Raw genomic sequence first — 12,293 nt, 5'->3', positions numbered from 1 at the left:
AGAAATTGGTTTTAATTGTTACTAAATGTCCTATCTGGAAAAATTCTTGTAGTAATACTACAATCCCCCGCGCTCCGGCTCCCGATTGACCGGCTGGCCACAGAAAGCCGCCGCCCGGGGAGCCGCTTCACAATCGAAAAAAGACATGTTTGCCGGCAGGCTGGCGCAGGATCATCCTCGATTGCCGCTGCAGAAGTGGATAATACTGGGGAAGCTCTGCACAAGTTCATAACCTCTCTGCGGTCCCTGAAGGATGCAGATGCAAGGCGCAGTGCGCAGTGAATGGCAGGGTCCTTTACAAGCGCTGCAACGCAGCAGGTGTATTCTTCAGGGACCGCCCTTTGGGGCATTCAGGCATGCACGCACCCGGCGTTGCAGTCCCTTGACGGGCAACCAGCCCGCCATCGTGACCGCGCCCTGATTGCGAACATGCCTGAAAGCCAGAGAGATCATGGACTTGTTTAGAGACTCCCAAGACTCTGCATTTCCGCCAGCGTTGGCGGTGAATTGGCGCAATTGCTGAAAAAAGGAAGCAATTTTCTTCCCGCAAGGTACTTTGCCCGATTGCGCCTGATTGCCAGGAAATTACCTGAGAAAGAACAGATACCGACTCGACGTCGCATAAATCGCCGAGGAGCACTTGATGCACGAAGAAAACGACAACCAGGAAACGCAGGAATGGCTGGATGCGCTGCAGGCGGTAATCCGCTACAGCGGCAAGGAGCGCGCAGCGTTCATCCTGAAGCAGCTCTCCGATCGCGCCACCGATGTGGGGGTGAAACTGCCGGCGGCCATCACCACGCCGTACCGCAACACCATCCCGCCCAGCGCCGAGAAGCGTATGCCGGGCGACCTGTTCATGGAGCGCCGGATCCGCTCGCTGATCCGCTGGAACGCGCTGGCGATGGTGGTTCGCGCCAACTCCAACAGCGACAGCCTGGGCGGCCATATCGCGAGCTTCTCCTCTGCCGCCACATTGTATGACGTCGGCTTCAATTACTTCTTCCGCGGTAATGAGGGCGAGGAACGCGGCGACCTGATTTTCTTCCAGGGCCACAGTGCCCCGGGTATCTATGCCCGTTCTTACCTGGAAGGCCGCTTCGACGAGGAGCAGCTGGACAATTTTCGTCGCGAAGTGAACGGCAACGGCCTGTCCTCCTACCCGCATCCGTGGCTGATGCCTGAGTACTGGCAGTTCCCCACCGTCTCCATGGGCCTGGGCCCGATCCAGGCAATCTACCAGGCGCACATCATGCGTTACCTGTCCGCGCGCGGCCTGTCGCCGCGCGGTGATCGCAAGGTCTGGGCATTCCTGGGCGATGGCGAGTGCGATGAGCCGGAAACCCTGGGCGCCATTTCCATGGCCGGCCGCGAGAACCTGGAAAACCTGGTGTTCGTGGTCAACTGTAACCTGCAGCGCCTTGACGGCCCGGTGCGCGGTAACGGCAAGATCGTGCAGGAACTCGAGGGTGTCTTCCGCGGTGCCGGCTGGAATGTAATCAAGGTGCTGTGGGGCCGCCTGTGGGATCCGCTGCTGGAGAAAGACGACAAGGGCCTGCTGCAGAAAGTCATGGACGAGACCGTCGACGGCGAAATGCAGAACTTCAAGGCCAACGGCGGTGCTTACACTCGCGAGCACTTCTTCGGCAAGTACCCCGAGCTGCTGGAGATGGTCAAGGATCTCTCCGACGACGAGATCATGAAGCTGAACCGCGGTGGCCATGACCCCTACAAGGTCTACGCAGCCTACGCGGAAGCCATGGCCAGCAAGGGCAAGCCCACCGTGATCCTGGCGCAGACCGTGAAGGGCTATGGCCTGGGTGCCGCCGGTGAAGCGGCGATGGATACCCACAACGTCAAGAAGATGGACACCGAGGCGCTCAAGCGCTTCCGCGACCGCTTCGCGATCCCGATCACCGACAAGGAAATCGAGGAAGTTCCGTACTACCGTCCGTCTCCGGACAGTCCGGAAATGAAGTATATGGCCGAGCGTCGCAAGTCGCTGGGTGGGCCGGTTCCGTCTCGTAGTACTGAGGTGGCGAAGCTGGAAATTCCTGAACTGGATGTCTTCAGCGCGCTGACCAAGGGCTCCGGGGATCGCGAGATTTCCACCACCATGGCGTTCGTGCGCGCGCTGTCGGCGCTGGTGAAAGACAAGAAGATGGGGCAGAACGTGGCTCCCATCGTGCCGGACGAGGCGCGTACCTTCGGTATGGAGGGCCTGTTCCGGCAGCTGGGTATCTACTCCTCCCAGGGGCAGAAATACACCCCGGTGGACCATGGCCAGATCATGTATTACAAGGAAGACAAGAAGGGCCAGGTGCTGGAAGAGGGCATCAACGAGGCCGGTGCCATGTCCGCGTGGATGGCCCTGGCCACTGCCTACAGCAACCACGGCGTGCCGATGGTGCCCTTCTACATCTACTACTCGATGTTCGGTTTCCAGCGTATCGGCGACCTGGCCTGGGCTGCCGGCGATATGCAGGCGCGCGGCTTCCTGATCGGCGCCACCGCCGGCCGCACCACCCTGAACGGTGAGGGCCTGCAGCACCAGGACGGCCACAGCCACGTGCTGTCCGCCACCATCCCGAATTGCAAGAGCTATGACCCGGCCTACGGTTACGACCTGGCTGTGATCCTGCGCCATGGCCTGAAAGAGATGTATGAAGAGCAGAAGAACCTCTTCTACTACGTCACCATCGAGAACGAAAACTACCTGCAGCCGGAAATGCCGCAGGATGTCGAGGAAGGCATCATCCGCGGTATCTACAAGCTGGAAGGCAATTCCCGCAAGGCCGGCAAAGGCAAGGCGGCCAAGAAGCACGTACAGCTGGTGGGTGCTGGTTCTATCCTGCGTGAGGTGTTGGCCGCGGCCGATATCCTCGCCGACCAGTTTGGCGTTACGTCTGACGTATGGAACCTGACTTCTGCCACTGAAGCGGCCCGTGAGGGACAGGATGTGGCGCGCTGGAACATGCTGCACCCGACCGAGGAACCGCGCAAAGCGTGGGTCAGTGAGCAGTTCGAAGGCAACAAGACGCCGGTGGTCATTTCCACCGACTACATCCGCGCCTACGTCGAGCCCCTGCGCGAGTTTATCGACGGCGACATGGTTGCCCTGGGCACAGACGGCTTTGGTCGCAGTGATAGCCGCGAGCAGCTGCGCCGCTTCTTCGAAGTCGACCGTAACTATGTGACCATCGCCGCGCTGACGGCGCTCGCCAAGCAGGGTGTGATTGAGGCCAGTGAGGTTGCTGATGCGATCAAGAAACTGAATGTCGACGCGGAAAAAGTAAACCCGCGTCTCGTCTAAGGCTCGCTGGATAAGGAAGGCAGAAACATGGCAAAACAAGTCATTAAAGTGCCTGATCTCGGCGGTGCCGATCAGGTAGACGTGATTGAAATTTCCGTAGCAGTGGGGGACACCGTTGCGGAAGAGGATTCACTGATTGTGGTGGAGGGCGACAAGGCCTCCATGGATGTGCCGGCGCCCTACGCCGGCAAGATCACCAGCATCTCTGTGTCCGAGGGCGACAAGGTCTCCGAGGGCGATGTGATCGGTGAAATGGAAACCGAGGCCGAAGGCGAGAGTGGCGAGGAGGGCGCGGAACCGTCTGAAGAAGCCACCGAAGAATCGCCCTCCGAAGCGGATGAGGAAGCCGGTGAAGAGCCCGGTGAAGCGTCAGCAGGGGCCGGAGAAGAGAAGGAAGAAACCGTCACGGTTCCAGACCTTGGTGGCGCCGATGCCGTGGACGTGATTGAAATCACAGCCCAGGCCGGTGACGAGGTGGAAGAGGGCGATTCCCTGATCGTGGTGGAGGGTGACAAGGCCTCCATGGACGTGCCGGCTCCCTTCGCCGGCACCGTAGTCTCCATCGACGTCAAGGAAGGCGACAAGGTTTCTACCGGCGATAAGCTGGGTGTGATGAAGGTGGTTTCCGGCGGCGCGCCGTCCGGCGCCAAGCCTGAAAAGAAGGTGGAGAAGAAAGCCCCGGCCAAAGAGTCCGCCCCTGCTGCGCCGGCGGAAGAATCTGGTGCTACCTCCGAGCCGCCTGCAGCACCGCAGAAAGACCACGCCCTGCACCGGGACCTGACTGTTTCGGCGGAAGTGTACGCCGGTCCGGCGGTGCGCAAGCTGGCGCGCGAGCTGGGTGTTACCCTGACCAAGGTAAAACCGAGCGGACCCCGCAACCGTGTTACCAAGGATGACCTGAATGCCTATATCAAGGAGCAGGTGAAAAAGGCCGAGAGCGGTGCCGTGGGTGTTGGCGGTGGCCTGGGCGTGGCCAAGATGCCGGAGATCGACTTCTCCCAGTTTGGCCCGGTTACCACCGAGCCGATGAGCAAGATCCACAAGCTCACTGCGGCGAACATGTCCCGTAACTGGCTCAATGTGCCGCACGTAACGCAGTTCGACGATGCCGATATCACCGAGCTGGAGGACTTCCGCAAGTCCATGAAGGCGGAGGCCGAAAAGCGCGGGGTGAAGCTCACGCCGGTGCCGTTCCTCCTGAAAGCGGCGGCAGCCGCGTTGCGTGCCGAGCCGAGTTTCAACGTGTCGCTGCATAATGATGGCGAACATATTGTGCGCAAGGACTATGTGCATATCGGTATGGCTGTTGATACGCCGAAAGGCCTGATGGTGCCGGTCATCCGCGATGTGGACAAAAAGGGACTGTATGAGCTGGCGGAAGAGGCCAGTGCCATGGCCGCTGCGGCACGCGACGGCAAGCTCAAGCCGAAGGATATGCAGGGCGCCTGCTTCACGATTTCCAGCCTGGGCGCAATTGGTGGCAGTGGTTTCACCCCGATCGTCAACTCTCCGGAAGTGGGGATCCTGGGTGTTTCCAAGCTGAGTGTGAAACCGGTCTGGAATGGCTCGGAGTTTGTCCCGCGCAAGATGCTGCCAGTGGCGCTGTCGTATGACCACCGTGCGGTAAACGGCGGTGACGCCGGTCGCTTCCTCACCTATATGGTCAGCGTCCTCGCGGACGTGCGGCGCCTGCTGCTGTAACGGCGTCGTTTTCCACTACTACCCGAGGCCGGGCAACCGGCCTCGGGCAACCGGCACATGTCGTGCCGGTTGCCTTTGTCCCTGCTTTCTATTTTCTCTCCTCTCCATTCCTTCCCTCTCCTGCACGTTCAACCTGTTGGCCATTGTCCGTAACTTGCGTTGACTGCCAGCGTTGTATACCTCCTTACGTTGAATCCCGCGCAAATCTTGCCCCCTGTGGCGCGAGCCCAAACATACGCCAGCTAAACTGAGGGTGTAACAGCGGAAAGCGCCGTTCGAAAATCAGAGGTATTCGGAAATGAAGCGCATAGGGATGTACGCTCTGTCTGTGACACTGGCAGCGGCCCTGCAGGGTTGTATCTTTGTTCCGGTCGAATCCGGTGATCGCGATGACCCCTTTTACTTCAACCCGGACGATGTCCGGCCCAGTGCAAATTTCGTCGAGGTGGGGCACTACATGCCCAATACTTACCTGCCTCCCGCCAGCAGCCGGCAGTGCTCGACCGAGTCGGAGCTGCGGAAAGTAGGGTCGCCCTGTTGGTTTTTCCCGATAATGCGGGTTTACTGAGCGCAGGGATATACTTGGCAACTTTTTGCCTGGCGGGACGCAATTGCCCGGAAGCCGGCTCGGGACAGCCGCGAAATACATGCATGGACGATGTTCAGGAAAATCACAGCGGGACTGTGCAGGCGTCGTTGCCCGTCAGTGGTCCTGCTGCAATGTTGGAGGTTCAGGTTCATGCAGGTTAGAACGCTAGCTGTATCCGTATTTGCTGCTGCGCTACTGGGCGGTTGTGGTAGTACCGACCCCCGTGACGACGTTGTCTATCCCTATAGCCAGCCGGTTCCCCGTGCGGCCGAGTATCGTGCGCCGGCACCGACCAATGCCGAGCCACGCAGCAACTATGGTTCATGCCCCGGTGATGCCGAAGAGCTGGCCCAGGGGTCCATCTGTCCGCCAACGGCACAGTGTTTCGATATTTCCGGTGGCAAACGGTGCATTGTCTATGAGAAATAAAATTCCCGGTATCGTCGCGCTCAGCCTGGTGCTTCCGGGTTGTGCCGGTACCAGTTTCGACGGTTTCTGGGGTGACCTGCGCGGTACACCGCAGGTTTATGGTTACCGCTCGGTGCCGGTAGAGGAGATGCCCGCGTTCCCGCGCTATTGCCTGGCCAGTGATCCGCTGGTGGGGCCGCTGGGCCAGTGCCTGGAGGCTGCCCCGCACTGTTACCAGCTGGATACCGGCGACTGGTGCGCGGGTCCCTATTCCCCATTCGTGCTGGAGCCCTCTTACCACGCGCATCTATACCAGTCCAAATAGGTACTTTGAGTCGTTCGCGCGGTATAACTGGTACTGGAGGCTGGAGCGATTGAATCTTCTTGCCCGTGCTATTTCGGGGGCTGCCGGTTTATTGGACCCCCGCCGGGTCGTGGGCGAGAGATTGTTTCGCCGGGGTAAATTTGTCAATTGCCCGGTGATAGTGGAAACCGTGACGTCTGGCAGGGCGTTTTGGGGCCTCAGTCCGATATGCTATCTCCAAAGCAGACCATTTCGCTTGGAGGTGCAAAATGTTATCCGCCCATGAGGCCCTGCGTCGCCTGCAGGAAGGGAACCGGCGTTATGTCGAGGGTGCCCCGCAGAGTTCACTGGAGGTAGACGAAGGCCGCCGCAATGAACTGCTGGAAGGTCAGGCGCCCCATACCATTGTCCTCGGGTGTTCGGACTCGCGCGTGCCGGCCGAGCTGGTCTTCGACCAGGGGCTGGGGGACCTTTTCGTTATCAGGGTCGCCGGGAATGTGGTTGCACCGTCGCAGGTCGGCAGTATTGAATTCGCGGCGGAAGCCTTCGGCACGCGCCTGGTAGTCGTGCTGGGGCACTCCAACTGCGGTGCGGTGGCGGCGACCATCGACCAGCTGCACCAGCCCAGTGAAACCCGCTCGCCCAACCTGTATTCCATTGTCGATCGTATCCGCCCGGCGGTGGAGCCGTTACTGGAGAGTCATGTTGCGCCCGATGAGCTTGCCGCACGGGCGGTGCGCGCCAATATTCGTGCCTCGGCGAACCAGTTGCGCCACGGTTCTGCGATCCTGGAGCGCCTGGTGGAGCAGGATGGGCTGCTGATTGTAGGCGCCGAATATTCACTGGAAACCGGCTGCGTTGAGTTCTTCGAGGGAATGCCGGCCAGTGGCACCTGATGTCCCCGGTCCGGAAGAACCGCGGTCACGAAACCCGAGCTGGATCGGTGGGGTACTGGTAGCGATCGACCAGCTCGGCAACGCGATTGCCGGCGGTAACCCCGATGCGACCATCTCTGCCCGGGTCGGCTATTTCGCCAGCCACCACAAGCGGCCGTTGTGGCCCTACTGGCGGTTGCTGGAAAGGGTCATCGATTTCACTTTCCTGCCCATCGACGGTCCTCGCCACTGTTACTTCGCTTACCTGAAAGACCGGCAGGAAATGCGCGAGGGCAGTGACCTGATGCGCCTGGTTCTCAGTCTGTTGATCATCGTAACCTGTATCCCGCTTTCGGCAATTACCCGCCTGTACGTGCTGGTATTTCCCCGCGCAAAACCCGATCGGGAGGGGCGGGGCTGACGTATAGCCGGCCCCGCTTGTGCCCGGGCGTTTTCCTGCCAGTTATTGTCCCCGCCCTTGCGCGTAGTGTGCCGCGGGCGCCGGCGCCCCCGCCAGGGCCCGGTACACGTTGACCATCGATATCACTTCCTCTGTGCGTCCGCGGACTTCCGCGTCGCGTGCCGTATTGGCCTGGCGCTGGGCGTCGAGGACTTCAAAGTAACTGTTGAAGCCCTCCTCGTAGCGTTTCCGGGCCAGTTGTTCCGCCTTTTGTGCCGCCGACCGGGCTTCACGCAACTGCACCGTGCGTTCCCGGTTGCGCCGATGCTGCACCAGGCTGTTCTCCGTTTCCTCCAGGGCGTTGAGCACGGCCTGGCGGTAATCGGCCAGCGCTGCCTGGGCGTCCGCGCCGGCAGCATCGATGCGGGCGCGTACCCGGCCGGTATTCAGGAACGTCCAGTCGATACCGAGGGCGACGTTGCGGGATTCCGCCGGGCCCGAGAACAGTTCACCCGTGTCGCCGGCGACCGAGCCCAGCAGGGCGCCGAGGGTAAAGCGGGGGAACAGGTCGGCGGTGACGATACCCACGCCGGCAGTGGCCGCCGCCAGGCGTCGCTCTGCCGCGCGCACGTCCGGGCGCCGGCGCAGCAGGTCGGAGGGGCTCCCGGCGGGGATAGCGGGTTGTGACCGCGGCAGGTCCGCAGCCGGTTGCAGCTTTTCAACGAGCGCGTCGGGCTGCTGGCCACTCAGCACGGCGATGCGGTGCATACGTATGCGGATTGCGCCCTGCAGTTCGGGGATGGTGGCACGGGTCTGTGCCAGTTGTGCCTGTGCACGGGTCCGGTCGAGCTCGGTACCCTGACCTGCCGCCAGCCGCGCCTCGACAATATCGAGCGAGTCACGCAGGTTGTCCACGTTCCCCTGGGCTACCAGTAACTGCTGTTGCAGGCCGCGCAGCTCGAAATAACTGGCAGCCAGCTGGCTGATCAAGCTCACCTGCAATGCGCCCAGGTCGGCTTCGGCTGCCTGCAGCCGGGCGCGGCGGGCCTCGCTGGCTCGCTCGAGCCGGCCGAACAGGTCCAGCTCCCAGTCGAGCGCGATACCGGCTTCATAGCGTTCGCTGCGGAGTCCTCCCGGGGCTTCTGCCAGCGCGGGTTGCGATTCGCCCGCCGACGCAGCCGCGGTCACTCCCGGCAACTGTTCTCGCCGGGCCAGTCGCAGCAGGGCGGCCGCCCGCTGGTAGCGCGAGACCGCTGCCTGGATATCCTGGTTGGCATCCAGGCCCTGGCGTACCAGGTCTGCCAGCATCGGGTCACCGAAGCCGCGCCAGAATTGTTGCTCCTGGCTCGCGTTAAATGATTGCCGGCCCTGCCCGGCTGCAAAAGTCTCGCCGACATCGGGGACCGGGGCACGATAATCAGGCCCAACCGCACAGCCGGCGATAAAGCCGGTGGCAATCAGGCCGCTGACCGCAAGACCGGATTTACGCATGGGTTTCCTCCTGTGCCTGCTCCCGGGTACGTTGGGGCAGGGGGGCGTCCCTTTTGCTGGGGGGTGGCGTGCCGTTGCCGCCACGGTCACTGAGCCGGCGCAGAGCCACATAGAAAACCGGTGTGAGGAACAGGCCGAACAGGGTCACGCCAATCATGCCGGTAAATACGGTGATTCCCATGGCGTTGCGCACCTCGGCACCGGCGCCACCGGCCAGTACCAGGGGGACGACACCTGCAATAAAGGCCACGGAAGTCATGATGATCGGGCGCAACCGCAGGCGGCAGGCTTCCAGTGCGGCGCTGACGGTATCGCGGCCCTGCTGCTCCAGCTCGCGGGCAAATTCCACAATCAGGATGGCGTTCTTGCAGGCCAGCCCCATCAACACCACCAGCCCCACCTGGACAAAGATATTGTTGTCACCACCGGTGAGCCATACACCGAACAATGCGGCAAGCAGGCACATGGGCACGATCAGGATCACAGCCAGCGGCATGATCCAGCTCTCGTAAAGTGCCGCCAGCACCAGGAATACCAGCAGCACGGCGAGCGGGAACACCACCATGGCGGCGTTGCCCTGGTTGACCTGCTGGAAGCTCAGGTCGGTCCATTCGACCTGCATGCCCGGCGGCAATACCCCGGCCGCGATCTGTTCCACTGCGGTCAGTGCCTCTCCTGAAGAAAGCTGGGTCGGGTCGGACTGGCCCATCAGGTCTGCAGCCGGGTAGCCGTTGTAGCGGATCACCGGATCGGGACCGTAGCTCTCCTTCAGCTCGACCATGGTGCTGAGGGGCACCATCTCCCCGTCGCGGTTGCGCGTGTAAAGGTGGTCCAGGTCCCCGGCCTCATCGCGGAAGGGGGCATCCGCCTGGGCCAGTACCTGGTAAGTGCGGCCGAACAGGTTGAAGTCATTGATGTACATCGAACCGAAGTACAGCTGCAGGGTGCCGAACAGGTCGTCCAGCCGGACCCCCTGCGCCTTGGCCTGCAGGCGATCCACTTCTGCATCCATTTGCGGGACGTTGGCCTGGTAGGAGCTGAACGGGTAGCTCAGCCCCGGTGCCTGGCTCAGTGCGCCGGCCAGCTGGTTGGTTGCCACCTGTAGTTCACCGTAACCGGCACCGGCACGGTCCTGGACATAGAGTGAGTAGCCGGATCCCGCACCCAGCCCGAAGATCGGCGGCGGCATAAAGGAAACGGCGAAGCCTTCCTTGATCTGTGCCAGCTTGCCGTTCAGCTCCGCGGCAATCTCCGGCGCGCTGCGATCGCGTATGGCAAAATCGTCGAACAACACGAACACGGTACCCACGTTTGGGGTATTGGTGTTCTGCAATGCATTGAATCCCACAAAAGCGGCCGCGTGGGAAACCCCCTCGGTATCCAGCGCAATCTCGCTTACCCGGCGCGCAACGTCCTCGGTGCGGTCCAGTGAAGCACCCTCCGGCAGGCGGATGCTGCCCACCAGGTAGGTCTTGTCCTGGGTGGGAATAAAACCGCCCGGGACCTGGTTGAACATAAAGACAGTACCCGCCAGCAGCAGCGCGTACACGGAGAAAACCACACCGCGACGCTTAAGGCTGCGGCCGACGACCCGTTCGTAACCCTCCGAGCTGCGCTGGAAGAAACGGTTGAACGGGCGGAAGATCCAGCCGAACAACCTTTCGATCAGGCGGGCCGGGGCATCGGGCGTGGCGCCGTGGGGTTTGAGCAGCGCTGCCGCCAGCGCCGGCGACAGGGTCAGTGAGTTGATTGCGGAAATAATCGTGGCAATGGCGATGGTTACGGCAAACTGCCGGTAGAACTGGCCGGTAATGCCGTCCAGGAATGCCATCGGCACAAATACGGCACACAGCACCAGGCTGATGGCAACAATGGGACCACTGACTTCACGCATGGCCTGGTGTGCTGCCGCAAGCGGTTTGAGTCCCTCCTCGATATTCCGCTCGACGTTTTCCACCACCACAATGGCATCATCCACCACGATGCCGATAGCCAGCACCATGGCAAACAGGGTCAGGGTGTTGATGGTAAAGCCGAGCATCAGCAGCATGGCAAAGGTGCCGACAATGGAAACCGGCACTGCCAGCAGGGGAATCAATGACGCACGCCAGGTCTGCAGGAACAGGATCACCACCAGCACCACCAGCAACACGGCCTCCAGCAAGGTCTGGATAACCGCCTGGATCGAAGTGCTGACGAACACGGTGGGATCGTAGGCGACCTCCCATTCAAGTCCTTCCGGGAAGCGGTCATCCAGCTCGGCCATGGTCGCGCGCACGGCGCTGGAAACTTCCAGCGAGTTGGAGCCTGGCGCCTGGAAAATGGGAATGGCCACCGCCTGCTGGCCGTTGAGCAATGCGCGCAGGGAGTCCTGGGAAGACGCCAGCTCGATACGCGCGACGTCGCTTAACAGGGTCATCTGGCCATCGTCGCCGGTCTTCAGCACTACATTGCCGAATTCCGCAGCGCTCTCGAGCCGGCCCTGCGCATTGATGGAGATGAGGAAGTCGGAATCCATGGGCATGGGCGGGGCACCGAGCTGGCCTGCGGATACCTGCACGTTCTGCTCCCGCACTGCAGCGACGATATCCGCTGCAGTGACGCCGACGGACGCGGCTTTCTGTGGGTCCACCCAGATACGCATGGCGTAGTCACCAGAGCCGAATACCCCGGCCTGGCCGACACCCGGGATACGGGCGAGCTCGTCGCGGATGTTGAGCACCGCATAGTTGCGGATATAGGTGGCATCCAGGCTGTTGTCCGGTGAGATCAGGTGCACCGCCATCATCAGGTTGGGCGATTGCTTCTGCGTGGTGACGCCCTGGCGACGCACATCCTCCGGCAGCCTGGGCAGGGCCTGGGATACGCGATTCTGCACCTGCACCTGGGCCTGGTCCGGGTCGGTGCCCAGCGAGAAGGTCACGTTGAGAGTCAGGCTGCCGTCACTGCTGGCTACTGACTTCATGTAAATCATGTTCTCCACGCCGTTGATGGCTTCCTCCAGCGGCGTGGCGACAGTCTCGGAAATGGTTTTGGGGTTGGCGCCCGGGTAGCGGGCTGTTACCTGCACGCTGGGCGGTACCACTTCCGGGTATTCGGTAACCGGCAGGATCGGGATACTGATCAGGCCGACGACAAAAATAATGATCGACAGCACCGAGGCGAAAATCGGTCGATCGACAAAAAATCGGGAAAAATTCATGCGGTCTCTC

9 protein-coding genes are annotated in these 12,293 nt (G+C 61.5%); 7 read left to right on the top strand and 2 right to left on the bottom strand.

Annotation, left to right across the window (positions count from 1 at the left end):
* The first annotated feature begins 643 nt into the window (after positions 1-643).
* The 7 genes from aceE to LVD10_RS10255 all read left to right on the top strand — a co-directional run bounded on the left by aceE (position 644) and on the right by LVD10_RS10255 (position 7,611).
* Positions 644-3,313: a pyruvate dehydrogenase (acetyl-transferring), homodimeric type gene (aceE, locus tag LVD10_RS10285; RefSeq protein WP_232941127.1), complete on the top strand. Its 2,670-nt coding sequence runs from the start codon at positions 644-646 to the stop codon at positions 3,311-3,313.
* 27 nt (positions 3,314-3,340) lie between these two features.
* Entirely contained in the window at positions 3,341-5,014 is a 1,674-nt protein-coding gene (gene aceF, locus LVD10_RS10280) for a dihydrolipoyllysine-residue acetyltransferase (RefSeq protein ID WP_237063544.1), read from the top strand.
* Between the two features lie 298 nt (positions 5,015-5,312).
* A complete protein-coding gene (locus tag LVD10_RS10275) occupies positions 5,313-5,582 on the top strand; it encodes a hypothetical protein (protein ID WP_232941130.1) in 270 nt (89 codons plus the stop codon).
* A 171-nt stretch (positions 5,583-5,753) separates the two neighbouring features.
* Entirely contained in the window at positions 5,754-6,032 is a 279-nt protein-coding gene (locus LVD10_RS10270; RefSeq protein WP_232941132.1) for a hypothetical protein, read from the top strand.
* Positions 6,022-6,336 carry a hypothetical protein gene (locus LVD10_RS10265; RefSeq protein WP_232941133.1) on the top strand — a complete coding sequence of 105 codons (315 nt, stop codon included), beginning with the start codon at positions 6,022-6,024 and terminating at the stop codon, positions 6,334-6,336. Before LVD10_RS10270 ends, LVD10_RS10265 begins: the two co-directional genes overlap by 11 nt.
* Before the next feature lie 248 nt (positions 6,337-6,584).
* The gene (locus tag LVD10_RS10260) at positions 6,585-7,211 is read left to right on the top strand and encodes a carbonic anhydrase (RefSeq protein WP_232941134.1); all 627 of its coding nucleotides are present in this window, start codon (positions 6,585-6,587) and stop codon (positions 7,209-7,211) included.
* Entirely contained in the window at positions 7,201-7,611 is a 411-nt protein-coding gene (locus LVD10_RS10255; protein WP_232941138.1) for a hypothetical protein, read from the top strand. The genes LVD10_RS10260 and LVD10_RS10255 overlap by 11 nt, the downstream gene beginning before the upstream one ends.
* 42 nt (positions 7,612-7,653) lie before the next feature.
* Here LVD10_RS10255 and LVD10_RS10250 read toward each other — a convergent pair whose 3' ends face one another.
* Positions 7,654-9,081, bottom strand: coding sequence for an efflux transporter outer membrane subunit (locus LVD10_RS10250; RefSeq protein ID WP_237063542.1), 1,428 nt, complete (start codon positions 9,079-9,081; stop codon positions 7,654-7,656).
* The gene (locus tag LVD10_RS10245) at positions 9,074-12,283 is read right to left on the bottom strand and encodes an efflux RND transporter permease subunit (RefSeq protein ID WP_237063540.1); all 3,210 of its coding nucleotides are present in this window, start codon (positions 12,281-12,283) and stop codon (positions 9,074-9,076) included. Before LVD10_RS10245 ends, LVD10_RS10250 begins: the two co-directional genes overlap by 8 nt.
* Positions 12,284-12,293: the final 10 nt, after the last annotated feature.

The sequence above is a fragment of the Microbulbifer zhoushanensis genome, assembly GCF_021729055.1.
GTDB lineage: Bacteria > Pseudomonadota > Gammaproteobacteria > Pseudomonadales > Cellvibrionaceae > Microbulbifer > Microbulbifer zhoushanensis.
Note: the sequence above shows the minus strand (reverse complement) of the source record. Positions and strands in the feature narration are given on the sequence as shown.